The sequence below is a fragment of the Pseudomonas sp. LB1P83 genome (assembly GCF_054897885.1).
Genome location: NZ_CM142709.1, coordinates 4709350 through 4730382 on the forward strand (window position 1 = coordinate 4709350; position 21033 = coordinate 4730382).

Genomic DNA, 21033 nt, shown 5'->3' on the forward strand with positions numbered 1-21033 from the left:
AATGATGTCAGCACCGCTTTCAGGAAGAACGGTGGTGTAAATGGCAAAACGCCGCGACGGCTTATGCCGGTCGCGGCGCGGGTATTTCAGCGTATGAAACGGGTTTTACTGGATCTGCCCGTGGCAATGCTTGAATTTCTTGCCCGAACCGCAGTAGCACAGTTCGTTACGGCCCAGCTTCTGTTCGTTGCGAACCGGTGCGGTGGCGAGAGCTACGTCGACCTCTTCACCAAGCAATTGCGGTTGCTCAAGACCCGGCGCTTCGTCGTGCTGGAACTGCATGCGCGCGGCCAGTGCCTCGGCTTCCTGACGCAGGCGCTGCTCTTCTTCGATCGGATCTTCGCGACGAACCTGAACGTGCGACAACACACGGATCGAGTCGCGCTTGATCGAATCCAGCAGCTCGGAGAACAGCGTGAACGACTCGCGCTTGTACTCTTGCTTCGGGTTTTTCTGAGCGTAGCCACGCAAGTGGATGCCGTGACGCAGGTGATCCATGGTCGACAGGTGGTCTTTCCACAGGTCGTCGAGCACACGCAGAACGATTTGCTTCTCGAAGGTGCGCAGCGCTTCGGCGCTCGCCTGCTCTTCTTTCTCGTTGTACGCGGCAAGCAGCTCGGTCATGAGCTTCTCGCGCAGGGTTTCTTCGTACAGGTGGTCGTCTTCATCGAGCCATTGCTGGATCGGCAGCGCCACACCGAAGTCGCTCTGCAACGCGGCTTCCAGACCGGCCACGTCCCACTGCTCAGGCAGCGATTGCGGTGGAATGTGCGCGCTGACGGTGGCGTTGAGCACGTCCTGACGGAAGTCGGCGATGGTTTCACCGATGTTGTCGGCGGCCAGCAACGTGTTACGCATGTGATAAATCACTTTACGCTGTTCGTTGTTGACGTCATCGAACTCGAGCAGTTGCTTACGGATGTCGAAGTTACGACCTTCAACCTTGCGCTGAGCCTTCTCGATGGCGTTGGTCACCATGCGGTGCTCGATCGCTTCACCGGACTGCATGCCCAGGGCCTTCATGAAGTTCTTCACCCGGTCAGAGGCGAAGATGCGCATCAGGCTGTCTTCCAGCGACAGGTAGAAACGGCTCGAACCAGCATCACCCTGACGACCGGCACGACCACGCAACTGGTTGTCGATACGGCGCGATTCGTGGCGCTCGGAAGCGATCACCTGCAAGCCGCCCGACTCCAGCACTTGCTGGTGGCGTTTCTGCCAGTCGGCCTTGATCTGGGCGATCTGCTCAGGGGTCGGGTTTTCCAGGGTCGCGACTTCCACTTCCCAGTTGCCGCCCAACAGAATGTCGGTACCGCGACCGGCCATGTTGGTGGCGATGGTCAACGCACCCGGGCGACCGGCCTGGGCAATGATCTCGGCTTCTTTTTCGTGAAACTTGGCGTTCAAGACCTTGTGTTCGATGCCTTCCTTCTGCAGCAGCGCAGACATGTGCTCGGAAGTTTCGATGGTTGCAGTACCCACCAGCACCGGACGGCCCAGGGTCATGCATTCCTTGATGTCATTGATGATCGCCGCGTATTTCTCTTCGGCGGTCAGAAACACCAGGTCGTTGTAATCTTTACGCGCCAGCGGTTTGTTCGGCGGGATAACCATCACCGACAGACCGTAGATCTGGTGGAATTCGAACGCTTCGGTGTCCGCAGTACCGGTCATGCCGGACAGCTTGTTGTACAGACGGAAGTAGTTCTGGAACGTGGTCGAAGCCAAGGTCTGGCTCTCGGCTTGGATGTTCAGGTTTTCCTTGGCTTCGATGGCCTGGTGCAGGCCTTCGGACAGACGACGACCCGGCATGGTACGACCGGTGTGTTCGTCGACCAGCACTACCTGACCGTCCTGTACGATGTATTCAACGTTGCGGTTGAACAGTTTATGAGCGCGCAGACCGGCATAAACGTGAGTCAGCAGACCCAGGTTATGCGCCGAATACAGGCTCTCGCCTTCTGCCAACAGGCCGACGCGGGTGAGCATGTCTTCGATGAACTGGTGACCGGCTTCGTTGAGTTCGACCTGACGGGTCTTCTCGTCGACGGTGTAATGGCCAGCCTTGGTGACTTCGCCTTCCACTTCTTCGACGTGCAACTCCAGCTGCGGGATCAGTTTGTTGATCTCGATGTACAGCTTGGAGCTGTCCTCGGCCTGACCGGAAATGATCAGTGGGGTACGGGCTTCGTCGATGAGGATGGAGTCGACTTCGTCGATCACGGCAAAATTGAGTTCGCGCTGGAATTTTTCTTCCATGCTGAACGCCATGTTGTCGCGCAGGTAGTCGAAACCGAATTCGTTGTTGGTGCCGTAGGTAATGTCGGCAGCGTAAGCCAGACGTTTCTCTTCCGGCGGCTGGAACGGCGTGACAACACCGACCGACATGCCGAGGAATTCGTAGAGCGGACGCATCCAGTTGGCGTCACGACGGGCCAGGTAGTCGTTCACCGTCACAACGTGCACGCCCTTGCCGGACAGTGCGTTGAGGTAAACGCCCAGTGTTGCCACCAGGGTCTTGCCTTCACCGGTACGCATTTCCGCGATCTGACCTTCATGCAAGGTCATGCCGCCGATCAGCTGGACATCGAAGTGGCGCATACCCATGACACGCTTGCCGGCTTCGCGGGCGACCGCAAAGGCTTCTGGCAACAGCTTGTCGAGGGTTTCCCCTTTGGCGATGCGGGCCTTGAACTCATCTGTCTTGGCACGCAATTGATCGTCCGAAAGGGCCACCATTTGCTCTTCGAAGGCATTGACGAGTTGCACCGTCTTGAGCATGCGTTTGACTTCACGCTCGTTCTTGCTTCCAAAAAGTTTCTTTAACAAAGGCGCAAACATATCGGCAGGATCTTCCACACTAAAGGGATGGAGGGCGGCCCCGTGAGTCGCCCGTGCAGCCCTCATGGCCGCATGCGAACGAGCATTCTACCCGGAAACGATGGTGAGGAAAGTGGCGTTATTCCACGATGCATGCACTGCGCTGTAACGGGGCTCACTTAAAATAAGGGCTTTTTGCGCAACTTCAAGCCATTCGCGGCAGAAGTTACTCGTTGATTTAATGGGTAAAGCGCTCGCAAAGCAATGGGTCGGGTGCAGGTGGTGCTTTCTGCTACCATGGCGGCTCTGTTACTTCAGGTGTCTGATCATGGCATTTCGCCCTCTCACGGCCAGAGCACCCGCCGTTCTGCTTCGCGAAGCCAAGCCGCTGAAAGCCATTTTCAGTCACGCTCAACGCCTGGGTCATTTACAACGTCTGCTCGAAAGCCAGTTGCAGCCTGCCGCGCGCGAGCATTGCCACGTGGCCTCGTGGCGCGAAGGCAGTTTGTTGCTGATCGTCACCGACGGTCATTGGGCCACCCGCCTGCGTTATCAGCAAAAGCGTCTGCAACGCCAGTTACAGATGTTCGACGAATTCGCCAGCCTGACGCGGATTTTGTTCAAAGTGCAGCCGCCGACCGTCCAGCAAGGGGCGGCGGGGCATACCATCAGTTTGTCGACGGACGCGGGCGCGACCATTCAGGCCACGGCCGATGGGATCAGCGATCCGAATCTGCGGGCGGCGCTGGAACGCCTTGCGGCGCACGCCAAACCCAAGGAATGACATAGAACCCCTGTAGGAGTGAGCCTGCTCGCGATAGCGGTGTGTCAGACAACCAATGCGTTGAATGTCAGATCGCTTTCGCGAGCAGGCTCGCTCCTACAGTTTGATTGTGCTCGCTGGCTATCGGCGTTTGCTGCCGCCGAGCAGCGAGCCCATCAGACCGCGTACCAGCTGTCGGCCCAATTGATTGGCCGCCTGGCGCATCGCCGATTTCAGCGCCTGCCCCGCCGCCGTGCCGAGGAATTCCCCGGCCTTGTCGGTGAAGCTTGGCTCTTCGGCCGCCGGTTTACCCGGAACGGCGTCAGGCTCCGGCGCCAGACCTTTACGACCCATCAATATTTCGTACGCCGATTCCCGATCAACCGGCTTGTCATACCGCCCCTTGAACGGCGACCCGGCGATCAGCACCGTGCGTTCGGTTTCGGTCAACGGCCCGATCCGCGATTGCGGCGGTGCGACCAAAACACGCTGGACCATCTCCGGCGTGCCCTTGTCCTGCAAGGTGCCGACCAGCGCCTCGCCGATCCCCAGCTCAGTCAGCACCGACAAAGCGTCGAACGCCGGGTTGGGCCGGAAGCCTTCCGCCACCGCTCGCAGGGATTTCTGCTCCTTGGCGGTGAAGGCGCGCAAACCGTGTTGGATACGCAGGCCGAGCTGAGCCAGCACGTCATCCGGCAAGTCGCCCGGCGATTGCGTGACGAAATACACGCCCACGCCTTTGGAGCGAATCAGCCGCACCACCTGCTCCAGGCGATCCTGCAACGCCTTGGGCGTGCCGGCAAACAGCAAATGGGCTTCGTCGAAAAACAGCGCCAACAGCGGTTTGTCCGAATCGCCACGCTCCGGCAGTTGCTCGAACAACTCAGCCAGCAACCACAGCAGGAACGTCGCATACACCTTCGGCGCTTCGTGTACCAGACGACTGGCATCCAGCAAGTGAATACGTCCACGACCATCCGCCGTCGGTTGCAAAATGTCTTCGAGTTGCAGCGCCGGCTCACCGAACAGCGCTTCGGCGCCCTGCTGTTCCAGGGTCGCCAGACGCCGCAACAGCGCCTGACTGGAACCGGTAGTCATCAACGCCGCGTCGTCCCCCAGCAATTCGGGGTTGTCGCGCAGGTGATTGAGCAGCGCCTTCAAATCCTTGAGGTCCAGCAGCAACAGCCCTTCGCGGTCCGCCACCTTGAACGCGGCATACAGCGCCGACTGCTGGCTGTCGGTCAGCTCCAGCAGACTGCCAATCAGCAACGGCCCCATTTCACTCAAGGTGGTGCGCAATGGATGACCGGATTGACCGTGGATGTCCCACAGGGTGACCGGATACGCCGCAGGCTTGTGGTTCAGCCATGGCATCCCGGCGATCCGCTCGGCGATTTTGCCTTGAGGATTGCCGGCGGCGCCCAGGCCACACAGGTCGCCCTTGATGTCTGCCGCGAACACCGCCACGCCAGCGTCGCTGAATGCTTCGGCCAGGCGCTGCAATGTGACGGTCTTGCCGGTGCCGGTAGCGCCCGCGACCAGACCGTGACGGTTCGCCAGGCGCATGGCCTGAGAGACAGGCTGGCCGCCAAGGTCAGCGCCGATAACGAGTTGCGATGAGTCAGGCATTTTGTCACCCATGGTTAATCTTTGATCCTGCACGGCCGATATAAATAGTTGTAAGACCAATCCGAAAATAGCGTCGGTAATTCCCTAAGGAGAGGATGGAAATATCAGCTTTTTTTCAACATTGCCCATTTTGCGTGCCTTTATAAAAGCACGCTCAGGACATTAAGACCTTAGCGGAACCCCAAGCCATGAACAAAAACCTGCGCTTCAGCCATAAAATTTTGCTTGCCGCCGCCCTCATTGTTATTGCCGCCTTCGCCTCGTTCACACTGTACAACGACTACCTGCAGCGCAACGCCATTCGCGAAAACCTGGACAATTACCTCAATGAGATGGGAGACGTCACCGCCAACAACATCCAGACCTGGCTGGCCGGTCGTATCCTGCTGATCGACAACCTTGCTCAAAACATAGCGGTCAATCCTGAACAGGCCAACGTCGCCAGTCTGCTTGAGCAGAAAGCCCTGACGTCGACCTTCATGGCATCCTACCTGGGCGATGCCACCGGCAGCTTCACGATTCGCCCGGACGCAAAAATGCCCGCCGGCTTCGATCCGCGGGTGCGCCCTTGGTACAAAGGCGCCGAAAGCAGCAGCACGGCGACCCTGACCGAACCCTATATCGATGCGGCCACCGGCCAGACCATCATCTCCATCGCCACCGCCTCGAAAAAGGCCGGACAAAGCGTGGGCGTGGTGGGCGGCGACTTGAGCCTGCAAACCCTGATCGACACCCTCAGCGCCCGCGACTTCTCCGGCATGGGCTATGCGTTCCTGGTCAGCGCCGACGGCAAGATCCTGGTTCACCCGGACAAGACCCTGGTGATGAAATCCCTGAGCGAGGCGTACCCGAAAAACACCCCGCGCATCAGCAGCGACTTCAGTGAAGTGGAGGTTGACGGCAAGACCCGCATCGTCACCTTCACCGCGATCAAAGGCCTGCCGTCGGTCAACTGGTACATCGGCCTGTCGATCGATAAAGACAAAGCCTTCTCGATGCTCAGCGAATTCCGCACCTCGGCGGTCGTCGCGACCATCATCGCCGTGGCGATCATCATTGCGCTGCTGGGCATGCTAATCCGCATCCTGATTCAGCCGCTGCACGTCATGACCCGCGCCATGGCGGACATCGCCGACGGCGAAGGGGACCTGACCAAGCGTCTGACCATCGTCAACAACGACGAATTCGGCGTTCTCGGCACCGCATTCAACCGTTTCGTGGAACGTATTCACGGTTCGATCCGTGAAGTGTCCTCGGCCACCGGCCAGGTCAACGAAGTCGCGCTGCGTGTGGTCGCTGCCTCGAACTCGTCGATGTTCAACTCCGACCAGCAAGCCTCGCGCACCAGCAGCGTGGCCGCGGCGATCAACCAGCTCGGCGCCGCCGCCCAGGAAATCGCCCGCAACGCCGCCCAGGCCTCCAGTCAGGCCAGCGATGCCCGCAGCCTGGCCGAAGACGGCCAACAAGTGGTGGATCGCAGCATCAAAGCGATGAATCAGCTGTCGAGCATGCTCAGCGCGTCCAGTACCAATATCGAATCGCTGAACAGCAAAACCGTGAACATCGGGCAAATTCTCGAAGTGATCACCAGCATCTCCCAGCAAACCAATCTGCTGGCACTGAACGCCGCCATCGAAGCGGCCCGTGCCGGTGAAGCCGGACGGGGTTTTGCGGTGGTGGCGGACGAAGTGCGCAACCTGGCGCATCGCACGCAGGAATCGGCGCAACAGGTACAGACCATGATCGAGGAGCTGCAAGTCGGCGCTCGCGAATCCGTCAGCACCATGAGCGACAGCCAGCGCCACAGCCAGGACAGCGTGGAAATCGCCAACCTGGCGGGCGAGCGGTTGAACAGCGTGACGTTGCGTATCGGTGAGATTGACGGGATGAACCAGTCGGTGGCGACGGCGACTGAGGAACAGACGGCAGTGGTGGAGTCGATCAACGTCGACATTACCGAGATCAATACGCTGAATCAGGAAGGTGTGGAGAACTTGCAATCGACGTTGCGGGCTTGCTCGGACCTTGAGCAGCAGGCGGCGCGTTTGAAGCAGTTGGTAGGCAGTTTCCGTATTTAGTGACTGATAGGGCCTCTTCGCGGGCAAGTCGGATCGCCGCCCGCTCGCTCCTACAAGGATTCGTGTGAACCTGTAGGAGCGAGCGGGCGGCGATCCGACTTGCCCGCGAAGGCGGTCTGTAATACACCGCAAAAACCTCGCCGACTCCCCCGCCACAAAACCCCAACCGAACATCTATCCTTCATAAAGGTCAACCAAGGGAGAACAACGGACCGGAGGGATGCTCATTGTGCATATCGCGGACATAACCATGTTCTACGCCCCTGCCAGCGGAGGCGTGCGCACGTATCTGGATGCCAAGCACCGTCGCCTGAGTATCAAGCCAGGCATTCGCCACAGTTTGCTGATCCCGGGGGCACACCTGAGTGAACAGGATGGCGTTTACACCGTCCCAGCCGCGGCCCTGCCCTTCGGCAAGGGTTATCGTTTCCCCCTCCGCCTGGCTCCATGGCGAAATGTCCTGCAAGACTTACAGCCCGATCTGATCGAAGTCGGCGACCCTTACCTCACCGCATGGGCGGCTCTGGATGCGCGTCGGCAGCTGGATGTGCCGGTAATCGGGTTTTATCACTCGGACCTGCCACTGCTGGTCAGCAATCGAATGGGCAATTGGGTGACCCCGAATGTCGAAGCCTATGTCCGCAAGCTGTATGGCAACTTCGACCGGGTTCTGGCACCGAGCAAGATCATGGCCGACAAACTGATCGGTCTGGGGGTGAAGAATGTGTTCGTACAGCCGCTGGGCGTCGATCTGCAAACGTTCCATCCCGGAGCCAGGGACAGCGGCTTGCGGGCTGAACTGGGCATCGATGAAAACACCCATCTGCTGATCTTCGCCGGCCGGGGCTCCAAGGAAAAAAACCTGCCGGTCCTGCTCAGCTGCATGCAGCGTCTCGGGCCTCGCTATCACCTGCTGCTGGTCGGCTCGTCGATGCCCGCCGTGGTGCCGGACAACGTGACCGTCATCGAGGAGTTTTGCCCGGCCACGCAAGTCGCGCGGTTAATGGCCAGCGCTGACGCGTTGGTGCATGCCGGCGATCAGGAAACATTCGGCCTGGTGATCCTCGAAGCGATGGCCAGCGGCATTCCGGTCGTGGCCGTGGCGGCCGGGGCCTTTCAGGAAATCGTGACCGATCAATGCGGCCTGCTCTGCGCGCCGAACAACCCCTTGGCGATGGCCAACGCCGTGCGCGAGCTGTTCGGTCAGGGGAGCGCCGCCCTGGGTAAACGAGCCCGCGGTCATGTTGAACAGCATTACGCCTGGGACACCGTGGTCACCAGCCTGCTGGGTCACTATCACGCTGTTCTCGGCAGCCAATGGCCGGCGACCGCCAATGGTTGAGCCCATGAACCCGCCCAGCCTGTTACTCGTGCTGCACGACGTTGCGCCGCAAACCTGGGGCGATTACCAGCCTTTTGTCGAAGCCGTGGATGCCTTGGGCGAGGTGCCGATGACCTGGCTGGTGGTGCCGAACTTCCACAAGCACAACGATCTGGACGAGCACCCGGGATTCAGACGCTTGCTCACCAGCCGCGTCGCCCGAGGTGACGAACTGGCCTTGCACGGCTACTTTCATTGCGATGAAGCCTCTACTCCCAGCAATCCCAGAGACTGGTTCATGCGCAGGATCTATACCCGCGAAGGCGAGTTTTACAGCCTGACCCAAGCCGCCGCCCTCGCCCGCCTGCGGGCTGGAATCGAAGTGTTCCATCGCTATCACTGGCCGCTGGAAGGCTTCGTCGCCCCGGCCTGGCTGATGAGCGAAGGCACGCGTCAGGCGTTACGCCAGTTACCGCTGAGCTACACCAGTGATCCTCAGCATCTCTATCGACTGCCGGATTTCACGGCCATCGATGCGCCGGGACTGGTCTGGAGTGCGCGCAGTGCCTGGCGCCGGGGCCTGTCGAAATTCGTCAGCAATCAGCGTGAACAGCGTTGGCGGCAAGCGCCGGTGATTCGTCTCGGCCTGCACCCGGTGGACATGCGTCATGGGTTTTCACGCAATTACTGGCTGCAAACCCTCAGGCGCTTGCTCGATGAAGGTCGCGTGCCGATGACCAAGGCCCAGTGGCTCTCGCGGCACAGTGACCGTCTCGGTCGCGCCGCATGAGCCGGGGGATTCTGCTGTTTATCGCCCTGCTCGCCGCGGTGCTGATTCCGTTGCTGTTGGGCGGCAACGAGACGTGGTCACGACTGCAAAACTTTCCGTTGAATGAATTGCTGATCATGTTCGGCATGATCTTGCTGTGCTGGGTGGTCAACACCCAGCGCTTGCGCCTGTTATTGGGCGACCAGTGCGACAAGGTGGGCCGGCTCAAAAGCCTTGGCGTGGTGATGGCCGCCGAGTTCGCCTACTGCGCCACACCCGGCGGCAGCGGTGGCCCGCTGACCATCATGGCGTTGCTGGCGCGCAATGGCGTGCGCCCGGCAAGGGGCAGCGCGGTGTTCGCCATGGACCAGCTCAGCGACCTGCTGTTTTTCCTCTGCGCGTTGAGCGGGATTCTGATTTATGCGCTGTTCCAGCACCTCAGCGAACGCCTGGAATGGTTGCTGATCGTCAGTGCCATCTCGATGTTCGGCGGGTTGCTCAGTTGCGTGGTGGTGGCCCGCTACCATCGACTGCTGATTCGCTTGAGTGGCCGGTTGCTCGTTCGCCTTAATGTCAAAGGCACCACGCGCCTGCGCTGGGCGCGAAAGCTGCTGCACTTTCTGGCAGCGTTCACTGACACGCTGAAGCTGCCTGTTCTTACGTTGATCAAGGTGTTCGCCCTGACCTGCGTGCATTGGCTCCTGCGCTATAGCGTGCTGTATCTGGCGTTACGCGGGCTGGGTGCGGATTTACAGTGGGCCTGGTGTTTCCTGATCCAGATGCTGTCGCTGAGTGCCGGGCAATTCAGTCTGTTACCGGGCGGTGCCGGTGCGGCGGAGTTGACGTCGGCGGCGCTGCTGGCGCCCATGGTGGGGAAATCCACTGCCGCGGCAGCGATTCTGATCTGGCGGGCGGTGACGTATTACTTCTACCTGGTGGTGGGTGGCCCGGTGTTTTTGCTGATGCTGGGACGGCCATTGCTCAAGAAGCTGATGAAGTTCAAGCAGGTCTGAAAAGATCGCAGCCCGCGGCAGCCCCTACAAGGAGATTTGCAGCGCCGATTCGGGCCTCATCGCGAGCAGGCTCACTCCCACAGGGGAGCTTTGGTGTGGCACAGATCCAATGTGGGAGTGAGCCTGCTCGCGATGACGATGGGTCATTCACCGCAAATCTCCATGCAGGAACTGTAGAAGGTTAGGGCTGCGTTCGGACGATCTTTCAGGCTTCCCCGATTTCTTCGTCGGGTTCTTGCTGCAACTGCTCCCACAACTCGGCGGCACCGGGGAACTCCGTGCCGTCTTCGGGGCTCATGTCATCCGGGTCGTAGCGACTTAGGCAGCCCTCCCCCAACGTGGCGGGGGCCTTGGAGGTGGCTTTGTCGAGTGGATCGGCCATGGTCATGTCCTCAGTGCAGAAACGGCGAAGGGCCTGGAGCGATTGAACGCCCAGGCCCTTCGAATTTCAACCGTGTTGTGTGGCTATCAGAACACTACGGTCTTGTTGCCGTGCACCAGCACCCGGTCTTCCAGGTGATAACGCAGACCGCGGGCCAACACCATCTTCTCGACGTCACGGCCGAAACGCACCATGTCTTCGATACTGTCACTGTGGCTGACGCGCACCACGTCCTGCTCGATGATCGGACCAGCGTCCAGCTCTTCGGTCACGTAGTGGCACGTCGCACCGATCAACTTCACGCCACGCATGGAAGCCTGGTGATACGGCTTGGCGCCGACGAACGACGGCAGGAAGCTGTGGTGAATGTTGATGACCTTGTGCGCATATTCGCGGCACAACGCGGGCGGCAGGATTTGCATGTAACGGGCAAGTACCACCACTTCAGCATCGTGATGTTTGACCAGCCGCGAGACTTCGGCGAAGGCCGGCTCTTTGTCCTGTGGATTGACCGGCACGTGGTAATAAGGAATGCCGTGCCACTCGACCATGCTGCGCAAGTCGTCGTGGTTGGAAATCACGCAGGAGATCTCGCAGTCCAGTTCATCACTGTGCCAGCGGTGCAGCAAGTCGGCCAGGCAGTGAGACTCGCGGCTGGCCATCAACACAACGCGCTTTTTCTGCGCGGTGTCGGTAATGCGCCAGTTCATCGAGAACTCTTCGGCAATCGGTGCAAACGCTTCGCGAAAGGCTTCGATACCGAAAGGCAGCGAATCGGCACGAATTTCGTGACGCATGAAGAACCAGCCACTCTGATTGTCCGAGTGATGGCTCGCTTCAGTGATCCAGCCGTTATGTGACGCCAGAAAGTTACTGACTTTAGCAACGATGCCGACGCGGTCCGGGCAAGCAATCACCAGCCGAAAAGTGCGCATGAGGGGGAAACTCCAGAACTTCGCAAAGGCCGCCATTCTAGCGATTGCGCAGCAAAACTGCAGTATTGATGACGCATTGCCCTGCACGCGGGTCAGTGGAACAGGATCCGGCAGCACCTCGCCGCCCGCGCGATGGTGTTCTTGTAGTCAATCTTCAAGCATTCAATTGTGAATATCTGTGATGACTGCATCACACTTTTAACTCTGCGTTCAATTTGCGCCCTATTCACCGCAACTAATTTAAATAAAACACCGGTTAAATGTTTACTTGATGAAACACCCTGACTATTATTGCGGCACTGTCACCCTGCCATCCAGCGCCCAACATAAGGTAGTCCTCATGTCCTTGATCAACGAATATCGTGCCACCGAAGAAGCTATCAAAGAGCTGCAAGCCCGTTTGAAGAACCTGTCCCAAGACGACAAACTGCAAACCGAGCTGGAATTCGAAGGCAAACTGCGCACCCTGATGGGCGAATACTCCAAGTCCCTGCGTGACATCATCGCTTTGCTGGATCCAGAGTCCAAAACCAAAGCGCCACGCGGCGGCGCAGTAAAAACTACCGGCACCAAGCGTGCTCGCAAAGTTAAACAATACAAAAACCCGCACAACGGCGAAGTCATCGAAACCAAAGGTGGCAACCACAAGACTCTGAAAGAGTGGAAAGCCAAGTGGGGCGGTGACGTGGTTGAAGGCTGGGCTACCCTGCTGGGCTAATCCCCAGAGGTTGTCAAAGACTTATCCGCGACAAAAAATAACGCCAGCTGATGCTGGCGTTTTTTTATGCCCGGTATAAAAACCGGGCATTTCTCGTTTTCAAAGATTCAAACGTTTGCGTAATCCCTGGACATAATTTTGCCATTCATTCAGCACCTCTCGCTGAAACGATGTAGCAGTAACGTTCAATTGGGCCGCGGCTTCTACAAAAGTTTCTAGCGTATTTGGCGCCCCCCACTCGGGGGTCGACAAACGTTGCTGACAGAATATTCGCCAGCGCTCTTGCTCCTCGAAACTCAACGTATCAGGGAAGTTGCGTGCGCGATAACGAAACAATAATTCAGGTAAACGTTCGTCATCGAAAGGCCATTGCTCTTGTGATAATTGGGCAGGGTCGGCGGCCCTGACTTGCTCACAAAGTCGACGATCACGATCACCGATAAAACCATCGTATAACTGTTGCTCGGGGTCCTGGCTCGGGGTGAAATCTTCGCTGGCATAAATCGCCAGCACTTTATCCCGCCAAACTTGTTGTGCGTCACTTAGCCGCAGTACACGTTCCTGATAAAGGCCCATGTCCAGTCCCAGGCGTTGCTGATCGTCAGGGCGAAGTACCGACAACGGTGCCACCACCGGGCACTTATTGATATGAATGAGTTTGAGCGGCACCGGCAGTTCGCCGTCGGCCAGGTCATCGCGGCGTGTATACAGCCGCTGACGCAAGGTGTCTGCATCCAGATCGAGCAAACCCTGGGGGTCCAGATGCAGGTCACAGACAATCAAGGCGTTTTTGTTGCGCGGATGCCAGGCCAGTGGCAGCACGACCCCCACATAACTGCGAGCCGCCGAGAATCGCCCGGAAATGTGCACCATCGGCTGTAACAGCCGAATCTGATCCATCACCTTTTGTTTGCCGCGCAACTGAAACAGCCATTCATACAACTTCGGCTGCTTCTCGCGAATCAGACGAGCGAGGGCGATGGTGGCGCGAACGTCCGACAGCGCCTCGTGGGCATTGCCGTGGTCAATGCCATTGGCGGCGGTCAGCCGTTCGAGCTTGAGCGTCACCCGCCCGTCATCATCCGTTGGCCAGACGAGACCATCGGGACGCAAGGCGTAGGCTGCTCGCACCACATCAATCAAGTCCCAGCGGCTGTTGCCGCCCTGCCATTCGCGCGCATACGGGTCGAAAAAGTTTCGGTACAGGCTGTAACGGGTCATCTCGTCATCGAAACGCAAGGTGTTGTAACCCGCCCCGCACGTCCCCGGCGCCGCCAACTGAGCATGCACCCGGGTCATGAAGTCGGCTTCGCTCAAACCGTGTTCGGCCAACTGGCCGGGCGTAATGCCAGTGATCGCGCAAGCGGCCGGATGCGGCAGGATGTCATCGCTTGGTTGGCAAAACAGGTTGACCGGCTCGTCTATTTCATTGAGATCGAAGTCGGTGCGAATTCCCGCCACCTGCAGCGGGCGGTCGCATCGGGGGTTGATGCCAGTGGTTTCATAGTCGTACCAGAAGATCGAGGTCACGGGCTGTTCCTGAACTGAAGATCGGCAAAGTCTAGGCGTTCACATCCCGCCCCGGCCAGTAATCTGTCATTCAATCACCTCTGGCCACTCACCGTGCAATACATAGTTATGTCGTTTCCCCCCGAGAGGCTGCTAGCATCGGACGGACATCGAATCCCGAACAGGCCACATCAAGGTTGCCCATGCTCGAGACCACAGCACTGCCAAGGAAAGCGACGCTGCCCCCGCCACTGGATACGCGGTATCAAGTCGAAACGCCCGAAGGCATCGACTTGCCACTGCGCCCGGCCGGGTTGATGGTGCGTGCGCTGGCCTTCTCCATCGACCTCGGGCTGCGCGGGCTGATTCTCGGCGTGCTGTTTATCGTTCTGGCGTTTCTCGGAAAACTCGGTGCCGGGCTGGGCTCGATCCTGTTGTTCGGGGTGAGCTGGTGGTACATGGTGCTGTTCGAGGTGCTCAATCAGGGCCGGTCGCCGGGCAAACAATGGATGGGGTTGCGCGTGGTACAGGACGACGGCACCCCGATCGGTTGGTCTGCTTCGCTCTTGCGTAACCTGTTGCGATTCGTCGACCTGTTGCCGTTTGGCTACTTCCTCGGCGCCATCAGCTGCCTGCAACACCCCTCCTTCAAACGCCTCGGCGACCTCGCCGCCGGCACGCTAGTCATCTACCGTGAACAACCGTTGACCCGACCACAACTGCCCGACGTCCCGCCTCGGCGCCCGGCCTTTGCCCTGACGCTGCCCGAACAACGGGCCATCCTCGGGTTTGCCGAACGCCAGAGTGAACTCTCCCAGGCGCGGACCCATGAACTCGCGTCCATCCTTGCCCAACCGTTGCAGGTTTCTGAACCACGCGCTGTGGCGGAACTCAACGGCATCGCCCGTGGTTTGTTGGGGCCCGCATGAAACAAAGCCTTTTCGAAAATCGCCACAAGGCCGAATGGGAGCAGTTTTCCCTGATGCTCGTACAACTGGAGCGCGGTAAGAAAGCATCCGGAATCGCCAGTTTCCCGAGAGACTATCGGCGGCTCTGCCAGCATTTGGCACTGGCTCAGGAGCGCGGCTACAGCAGTTTCCTGATCGACTCGTTGCAGCAACAAGCGCTACGCGGGCATCAACAGCTTTATCGGCATCGCAGTCGACTGGGCGCCAACATACTGAGCTTCATACTTGCCGGTTTCCCGCGACTGGTGCGCGAACAATGGCGTTTCGTGCTCGCCGCCGGCCTGATGTTTTTTGGCAGCCTGATCGGCTTCGCGCTGCTGGTGTATCTGTTCCCGGACCTGATCTACAACCTGATCCCGGCCGAACAGGTCAATGAGATGCAGAGTATGTACGACCCGGTCGCCGGTCATTTGGGCCGCTCGGCGGAACGCGCCGCCAGTGAAGACTGGGTGATGTTCGGTTACTACATCATGCACAACATCGGCATCGCCTTTCAGACCTTCGCCAGCGGTTTGCTGTTTGGTCTGGGCAGCGCCTTTTTCCTGTTCTTCAATGGGTTGATGATCGGCGCGGTGGCCGGGCACCTGACGCACATCGGTTTCGGGCAAACCTTCTGGTCGTTCGTGATCGGTCACGGCGCGTTCGAACTGAGCGCCATTGCCCTGGCTGGTGCCGCCGGTCTGCAACTGGGCTGGGCCTTGATCGCACCGGGGCGCCTGCCCCGCGCGGAAGCGTTGCGACTGGCGGCACGTAAAAGCGTGTTGCTGATCTGCGGCGTCATGCTGTTTCTGCTGATTGCCGCATTTATCGAAGCCTACTGGTCGTCGATGACCGCGCCGGCGCCCATGACCAAATACCTGGTCGGCGCGGCGCTTTGGCTATTGGTGGCAACTTACCTGCTGTTTGCCGGACGAACCCGCCATGCGCCTGAGTGACGCCACGGTGGTGATCCGCCCGCGCACCACCTGGGAAGCCATGGACCTGGGCGTGCTGCTGAGCCAGCGTCATCGACGACTGCTGATGACCAGCTGGGCCATCATCACCGTGCCGATCTTCGCCCTGCTCACCTTGTTTCTGTGGGACTCACCCTCCCTCGCCGTGTTCATCTTCTGGTGGCTGAAACCGGCGTTCGAGCGACTGCCGTTGTACATCTTGTCCAAATCCATGTTCGGTGAAACGCCCACCTTGAAACAGGCGCTGCGCCAATGGCCGCGCCTGCTCAAGCCACAACTGCTGGCCAGCCTGACCTGGCGCCGACTGAGTCTGAGCCGCAGTTTTCTGATGCCGGTGGTGCAACTCGAAGGCCTGGCGGGTGACGAACGACAACAGCGCTTGCGGGTACTGCTGCAGCGCAACGCCGGCGCCGCGCAGTGGTTGACGATCATCGGCGTGCATCTGGAAAGCGCGCTGTGGATTGGCTTGATGGTGTTGTTCTACATGTTCCTGCCACAGCAGGTCGAACTCGACTGGAGCTGGCAGACCTTGATTACCGCCGCGGTGCAGGACTGGAACTGGCTGGAACACCTGACCAATGCCTTTTACGTGCTGGTGCTGATTGTCTGGGAACCGATCTATGTAGCCTGCGGTTTCAGCCTTTACCTGAATCGGCGCACGGTGCTCGAAGCCTGGGACATCGAACTGGTGTTCCGCCGATTGCGCCAACGCCTCAACACCACGGCGGTCACTCTGCTGTTGGCGGTGATCCTGCTGGTGCCGGCCGCACAAAACGTCTGGGCTGCCGAGCCAGTCATTACCCCAGATAGCCCACGCCTGCTGGACCAACCGCTGACCAGCCAGGCCTCCAGAGACAGCATCAAAACCCTCCTCGATCAGCCGCCGTTCAAGAACAAGGAAACGGTGACCCGCTATCGATTTGGCGAAGACAAACCCGACACCAAAACCCCGGACGACGGGAAAACACCTGAATGGCTGAAGGCACTCGCCAGCCTGCTCGACAGCCAGCGTTTCGGTTTTCTCGCCAACTTGATCGAAGTGCTGCTGTGGGGTGCGGTATTCGGCGGCGTCGGCATGTTGATCTGGCGTTACCGCGACTGGTTGCTGGCGTTCGTCAGCCGTCGGCCGGTGTTAACCCGTAAAGCCGCGCGCCAGTTGCCACAGCAAGCGTTCGGCCTGGACCTGAGCCGCGAAACCCTGCCCGCCGACATCGCCGCCAGCGCCGAAAGCCTGTGGCAAACCAACCCGCGCGCGGCCCTCGGGTTGCTCTATCGCGCCCTGCTCAGCCACTTGCTGCACGATCACAACATGGCGCTGAAACCCGCCGACACCGAAGGCGAGGTACTGCAACGCCTCGAGCAACTGCACCAACCGGCCTTGCTCGCCTTCAGCAAAACCCTGACCGGGCACTGGCAGAACATGGCCTACGGGCATCGCCTGCCACCCGCGCATTTGCAACAGGAACTGTGTGACGGCTGGCGAACATTATTCGGCCCGGGGGCGGCCCGTTGAGCCGGCGCTTGTGGCTTTCTATCGGTGTGTTCATCACCGTGCTGGTGGGTGCGCTGAGTGTTTATCTGTACCTGAAGGCCACGCCCTATCAGGCAGAAATCGATCACGGCCCCACACCCGAAGCCCAGGCCAATCCCTATCTGGCCGCCGAGCATTTCCTGCGCAAACAGGGCCTGACCGTCGGCCATGCCAACAGCCTCGACGTGCTGCCCACCCTCGATCCGCATCAGCACAGCCTGTTGTTGCTCGGCGATCGCTACAACATGACGCCACGCCAGATTGATCAAGTGATGAACTGGACCCGGGCCGGCGGGCGTCTGCTGTTTGTCGCCCAGTCGCTGTGGGATGCAAAGGCTGGCCAGAGCAATGACCTGCTGCTCGATCGCGTGCAGCTGCACCAGTCGCTGAGCAAAGACCTCAAGGATCCACCGCCCGATCCCCTCGACGACCCCTACCCCAAACTGACCAAGCTGTACCTGGAAGACGAGGACGCGCCGGCCTACGCCAGCTTCGATACCGCGTTCCATCTTGAAGACCCGAAAAACCTCGCGCAAGCCTGGGCCAACAGTGGCAAGGCCACACACATGATGCAGCTGAACCACGGGCTCGGTTCGATCACTGTAGTCACCGACGCCGACCTGTGGAAAACCCCGGCCATCGATCAATACGACAACGCCTGGCTGCTCTGGTACCTGACCGCCGACACGAGCGTGACACTGCTGTTCAACACCGATCACGACAGCCTGCTGACTTTGCTGCTGCGAAACTTTCCTCAGGCGTTGGTCGCCCTCATCGCCCTGATTGGTCTTGCGCTCTGGCATGTCGCGGTGCGCCATGGCCCGCTACTGGAACCGGCTGCGAAAGGTCGCCGACAACTTCAGGAACACCTGCGCGCCAGCGCCGATTTCATGTTGCGCCGCAACGGCCAGCAGCACCTGCTGCAAGCCTTGCAACAAGACATTCTGCGGCGTGTGCGGCGCCGTCATCCCGGTTTCGAACAACTCGGCGTTGCCGAGCAATGGCTGGTGCTCGCGCGCCTGACCGGCCAACCCACTCGCGCCATCAGCCAGGCGATGAGCCCGCGACCGAAACAGCGGCTGTCCAGCGCTGATTTCAGCCGTCAGGTCGCGCACCTGCAAACCTTGAGGAACACGCTATGAGTCAACAGATCGAGCCCGGCAGCGCGACCCACGCCGCCCAGCAACGCCAGCGCGCCAGTCAGTTGGCCCAGGCCGTGCGCAATGAGTTGCAGAAAGCCGTGATCGGCCAGAACAGCGTGATCGACGACGTCCTCACCGCGCTGATCGCTGGCGGTCATGTGTTGCTCGAAGGCGTGCCGGGTTTGGGCAAAACGCTGCTGGTGCGTGCCCTCGCCCGCTGCTTCGGCGGCGAGTTCGCGCGTATTCAGTTCACCCCGGACCTGATGCCCAGCGACGTCACCGGGCACGCGGTCTACGACCTGAACACCGAGCAGTTCAAACTGCGCAAAGGTCCGCTGTTCACCAACCTGCTGCTGGCCGACGAGATCAACCGCGCCCCGGCGAAAACCCAGGCCGCGTTGCTCGAAGCCATGCAGGAACGCCAGGTCACCCTCGAAGGTCGCGCCCTGCCCATCGTGCAACCTTTCATGGTGCTCGCCACGCAAAACCCGATCGAACAGGAAGGCACGTATCCACTGCCCGAAGCCGAGCTCGATCGCTTCATGCTCAAGGTGCGCATGGATTACCCCGACGCCGAGCAAGAGCTGGACATGGTCCGTCAGGTCAGCCGTTCGACCCGCGCCGACATGCTCGACGTGCAACCGCTGCGCACCGTATTGCAAGCCAAGGACGTGCTGGCCTTGCAGCGCATTGCCAGCGATCTGCCGCTGGACGATCAGGTCCTCGATTACGCCGTGCGCCTGGCCCGCACCACCCGCACCTGGCCGGGCCTGACCCTCGGCGCCGGGCCACGCGCCTCCATTGCGCTGGTGCGTTGCGCCCGCGCCCGGGCGTTGCTGCGCGGTGGCGACTTCGTGATTCCGGATGACATTAAAGGCTGCGCGCTGGCGGTGCTGCGTCATCGCGTGCGCATTGCGCCGGAACTCGACATCGAAGGGCTGGACGTCGATCAAGTGCTCAAGCAGTTGCTCGACCAAGTACCGGCGCCACGACTGTGAACACGACTCTGCCCAACACAAATTCTGTGGCGAGGGAGCTTGCTCCCGCTCCAGTGCGCAGCGCTGGCAAGCTCTTCGCCTTATCAGAAATGTTGGGGCCGCTTCGCAGCCCGGCGGGAGCAAGCTCCCTCGCCACAAAAAGCTGTTTTGCCACAAAAGGTCTGCGCTGATGAAACCGTCACGCCTGTTGCTGATCTGGCTTGCCATCCTGCTGGCCATCGGCATCGTCCTGGGCACATTGCGGGCACTGGAATTCGACGTACCGTCGCGCCTGTTGTCGATCAACTGGGGATTGTTGCTCGCGTTGCTGGCCCTGTCCGTTCTCGACGCCATTCGCCTCAAGCGTTTGCCCTCTCCGCGCCTCCAGCGCCAAATGCCCGGCAGCCTCGCACTCGGTCGGTGGAGTGAAGTGCGTCTGGAGGTCGAGCATGACTTCAGTCACCCCCTGAACATTCAGATCTTCGACCATGTTCCGCAAGGCCTGAGCTTCGAAAACCTCCCGCTTCTGGTAGAACTGCAACCCGGTCAACAAAGCCTGGTTGGCTATCGACTCCGCCCCCTCAAGCGCGGCCACTTCACCTTCGAACACTGCGAAATCAACCTGCCGAGCCCCTTGGGTTTATGGTCCGACAAACGCCTGCTCAACGTCGTCGACAGCACCCGCGTCTACCCTGACTTCGCCCGTCTGTACGGAGGTGAACTGCTGGCGGTGGATAACTGGCTCAGCCAACTCGGCGTGCGCCAGCGCCAACGTCGTGGCCTGGGCCTGGAATTCCATCAACTGCGCGAATTCCGCGAAGGCGACAGCCTGCGTCAGATCGACTGGAAAGCCACCGCACGACAACGCACACCCATCGCCCGTGAATACCAGGACGAGCGCGATCAACAAATCATCTTCATGCTCGATTGCGGCCGCCGAATGCGCAGCCAGGACGGCGAACTCGCCCATTTCGATCACGCCCTCAATGCCTGCCTGTTGCTCAGCTACATCGCGCTACGCCAAGGCGATGCCGTGGGCCTGAGTACTTTCGCCAGCGACCGACCGCATTACCTCGCCCCGGTCAAAGGCACGGGCCAGCTCAACGTACTGCTCAACACCGTCTACGACCTCGACAGCACCCAACTCCCGGCCGACTATCAGGCCGCTGCTACGCAGCTACTGGCCCGACAAAAACGCCGGGCGCTGGTGGTGCTGGTCACCAACCTGCGGGATGAAGACGACGAAGAACTGCTCACCGCCGTCAAACGCCTGAGCAAACTGCATCGGGTGCTGGTGGCGAGCCTGCGCGAAGATTTGCTCGACAATTTGCGGCACGCACCGGTGCAAACCTTGCCGGAGGCGCTGGCCTATTGCGGGACGGTGGATTACTTGAATGACCGGGCGCAACTCCATGAGCGGTTGAGTGCTCATGGAGTGCCGGTGGTGGATGCCCGGCCCTCTGAGTTGGGGGCCGAGTTGGTGACGCGGTATTTGAGCTGGAAAAGGGCCGGGGAGATTTAGCGA

General features: G+C 59.9%; 17 protein-coding genes and 1 pseudogene. 13 read left to right on the forward strand and 5 right to left on the reverse strand.

From position 1 onward, the window contains the following. Positions 1-105 precede the first annotated feature (105 nt). On the reverse strand, positions 106-2841 hold the full coding sequence (secA, locus tag ACYZTY_RS21650; RefSeq protein ID WP_461955399.1) for a preprotein translocase subunit SecA: 2736 nt from the start codon (positions 2839-2841) through the stop codon (positions 106-108). A gap of 307 nt (positions 2842-3148) precedes the next feature. Between secA and ACYZTY_RS21655 the strand changes: the two genes are divergently transcribed. Next, entirely contained in the window at positions 3149-3604 is a 456-nt protein-coding gene (locus ACYZTY_RS21655) for a DUF721 domain-containing protein (RefSeq protein WP_461955400.1), read from the forward strand. Positions 3605-3724: 120 nt separating this feature from the next. On the opposite strand, the gene ACYZTY_RS21660 is transcribed toward ACYZTY_RS21655, so the two are convergent. Then, complete coding sequence (locus tag ACYZTY_RS21660) at positions 3725-5212, reverse strand: helicase HerA-like domain-containing protein (protein WP_461955401.1); 1488 nt, start codon at positions 5210-5212, stop codon at positions 3725-3727. Between the two features lie 332 nt (positions 5213-5544). Here ACYZTY_RS21660 and ACYZTY_RS21665 point away from each other — a divergent pair. The 5 genes and pseudogenes from ACYZTY_RS21665 to ACYZTY_RS21685 all read left to right on the forward strand — a co-directional run. Further along, positions 5545-6384 (forward strand): annotated as a pseudogene (locus tag ACYZTY_RS21665) (HAMP domain-containing protein); the annotation flags it as partial. 141 nt (positions 6385-6525) lie between these two features. Further along, complete coding sequence (locus ACYZTY_RS21670; RefSeq protein WP_427701491.1) at positions 6526-7290, forward strand: methyl-accepting chemotaxis protein; 765 nt, start codon at positions 6526-6528, stop codon at positions 7288-7290. A gap of 220 nt (positions 7291-7510) precedes the next feature. Continuing rightward, positions 7511-8632, forward strand: a complete 1122-nt coding sequence (locus ACYZTY_RS21675; protein ID WP_461955402.1) for a glycosyltransferase family 4 protein — start codon at positions 7511-7513, stop codon at positions 8630-8632. Next, positions 8625-9401 (forward strand): DUF2334 domain-containing protein, encoded by a 777-nt coding sequence (locus tag ACYZTY_RS21680; protein WP_461955403.1) that lies wholly within the window; start codon positions 8625-8627, stop codon positions 9399-9401. The genes ACYZTY_RS21675 and ACYZTY_RS21680 overlap by 8 nt, the downstream gene beginning before the upstream one ends. Next, entirely contained in the window at positions 9398-10393 is a 996-nt protein-coding gene (locus tag ACYZTY_RS21685) for a lysylphosphatidylglycerol synthase transmembrane domain-containing protein (protein ID WP_461955404.1), read from the forward strand. The genes ACYZTY_RS21680 and ACYZTY_RS21685 overlap by 4 nt, the downstream gene beginning before the upstream one ends. A gap of 205 nt (positions 10394-10598) precedes the next feature. Here the strand turns inward: ACYZTY_RS21685 and ACYZTY_RS21690 are convergent, their stop codons facing one another. Together ACYZTY_RS21690 and purU are read right to left on the reverse strand one after the other, a co-directional pair. Then, positions 10599-10775, reverse strand: a complete 177-nt coding sequence (locus ACYZTY_RS21690) for a hypothetical protein (protein ID WP_461955405.1) — start codon at positions 10773-10775, stop codon at positions 10599-10601. An 86-nt stretch (positions 10776-10861) separates the two neighbouring features. Further along, positions 10862-11710 (reverse strand): formyltetrahydrofolate deformylase, encoded by an 849-nt coding sequence (purU, locus tag ACYZTY_RS21695; RefSeq protein WP_461955406.1) that lies wholly within the window; start codon positions 11708-11710, stop codon positions 10862-10864. Positions 11711-12050: 340 nt separating this feature from the next. Here purU and mvaT point away from each other — a divergent pair, with 340 nt between their 5' ends. Then, complete coding sequence (gene mvaT / locus ACYZTY_RS21700; protein WP_007933316.1) at positions 12051-12428, forward strand: histone-like nucleoid-structuring protein MvaT; 378 nt, start codon at positions 12051-12053, stop codon at positions 12426-12428. Between the two features lie 99 nt (positions 12429-12527). On the opposite strand, the gene sbcB is transcribed toward mvaT, so the two are convergent. After that, positions 12528-13958, reverse strand: coding sequence for an exodeoxyribonuclease I (sbcB, locus tag ACYZTY_RS21705; RefSeq protein ID WP_461955407.1), 1431 nt, complete (start codon positions 13956-13958; stop codon positions 12528-12530). A 182-nt stretch (positions 13959-14140) separates the two neighbouring features. Between sbcB and ACYZTY_RS21710 the strand changes: the two genes are divergently transcribed. From ACYZTY_RS21710 to ACYZTY_RS21735, 6 genes are all read left to right on the forward strand, one after another. Then, on the forward strand, positions 14141-14866 hold the full coding sequence (locus ACYZTY_RS21710; RefSeq protein WP_461955408.1) for an RDD family protein: 726 nt from the start codon (positions 14141-14143) through the stop codon (positions 14864-14866). Then, positions 14863-15840 (forward strand): stage II sporulation protein M, encoded by a 978-nt coding sequence (locus ACYZTY_RS21715; protein ID WP_461955409.1) that lies wholly within the window; start codon positions 14863-14865, stop codon positions 15838-15840. Before ACYZTY_RS21710 ends, ACYZTY_RS21715 begins: the two co-directional genes overlap by 4 nt. Next, positions 15827-17371 (forward strand): DUF4129 domain-containing protein, encoded by a 1545-nt coding sequence (locus ACYZTY_RS21720; protein WP_461955410.1) that lies wholly within the window; start codon positions 15827-15829, stop codon positions 17369-17371. The genes ACYZTY_RS21715 and ACYZTY_RS21720 overlap by 14 nt, the downstream gene beginning before the upstream one ends. Next, positions 17368-18531 carry a DUF4350 domain-containing protein gene (locus ACYZTY_RS21725; protein WP_461955411.1) on the forward strand — a complete coding sequence of 388 codons (1164 nt, stop codon included), beginning with the start codon at positions 17368-17370 and terminating at the stop codon, positions 18529-18531. Before ACYZTY_RS21720 ends, ACYZTY_RS21725 begins: the two co-directional genes overlap by 4 nt. After that, positions 18528-19529, forward strand: a complete 1002-nt coding sequence (locus ACYZTY_RS21730) for an AAA family ATPase (RefSeq protein ID WP_461955412.1) — start codon at positions 18528-18530, stop codon at positions 19527-19529. The genes ACYZTY_RS21725 and ACYZTY_RS21730 overlap by 4 nt, the downstream gene beginning before the upstream one ends. A 169-nt stretch (positions 19530-19698) precedes the next feature. Beyond that, a complete protein-coding gene (locus ACYZTY_RS21735) occupies positions 19699-21030 on the forward strand; it encodes a DUF58 domain-containing protein (protein ID WP_461955413.1) in 1332 nt (443 codons plus the stop codon). The last annotated feature ends 3 nt before the right edge of the window (positions 21031-21033 follow it).

Coding starts and splice junctions, on each gene's coding strand:
- secA (WP_461955399.1), bottom strand. CDS start 2,841: ATGTTTGCGCCTTTGTTAAAGAAACTTTTTGGAAGCAAGAACGAGCGT.
- ACYZTY_RS21655 (WP_461955400.1), top strand. CDS start 3,149: ATGGCATTTCGCCCTCTCACGGCCAGAGCACCCGCCGTTCTGCTTCGC.
- ACYZTY_RS21660 (WP_461955401.1), bottom strand. CDS start 5,212: ATGCCTGACTCATCGCAACTCGTTATCGGCGCTGACCTTGGCGGCCAG.
- ACYZTY_RS21670 (WP_427701491.1), top strand. CDS start 6,526: ATGTTCAACTCCGACCAGCAAGCCTCGCGCACCAGCAGCGTGGCCGCG.
- ACYZTY_RS21675 (WP_461955402.1), top strand. CDS start 7,511: ATGCTCATTGTGCATATCGCGGACATAACCATGTTCTACGCCCCTGCC.
- ACYZTY_RS21680 (WP_461955403.1), top strand. CDS start 8,625: ATGGTTGAGCCCATGAACCCGCCCAGCCTGTTACTCGTGCTGCACGAC.
- ACYZTY_RS21685 (WP_461955404.1), top strand. CDS start 9,398: ATGAGCCGGGGGATTCTGCTGTTTATCGCCCTGCTCGCCGCGGTGCTG.
- ACYZTY_RS21690 (WP_461955405.1), bottom strand. CDS start 10,775: ATGGCCGATCCACTCGACAAAGCCACCTCCAAGGCCCCCGCCACGTTG.
- purU (WP_461955406.1), bottom strand. CDS start 11,710: ATGCGCACTTTTCGGCTGGTGATTGCTTGCCCGGACCGCGTCGGCATC.
- mvaT (WP_007933316.1), top strand. CDS start 12,051: ATGTCCTTGATCAACGAATATCGTGCCACCGAAGAAGCTATCAAAGAG.
- ACYZTY_RS21710 (WP_461955408.1), top strand. CDS start 14,141: ATGCTCGAGACCACAGCACTGCCAAGGAAAGCGACGCTGCCCCCGCCA.
- ACYZTY_RS21715 (WP_461955409.1), top strand. CDS start 14,863: ATGAAACAAAGCCTTTTCGAAAATCGCCACAAGGCCGAATGGGAGCAG.
- ACYZTY_RS21720 (WP_461955410.1), top strand. CDS start 15,827: ATGCGCCTGAGTGACGCCACGGTGGTGATCCGCCCGCGCACCACCTGG.
- ACYZTY_RS21730 (WP_461955412.1), top strand. CDS start 18,528: ATGAGTCAACAGATCGAGCCCGGCAGCGCGACCCACGCCGCCCAGCAA.
- ACYZTY_RS21735 (WP_461955413.1), top strand. CDS start 19,699: ATGAAACCGTCACGCCTGTTGCTGATCTGGCTTGCCATCCTGCTGGCC.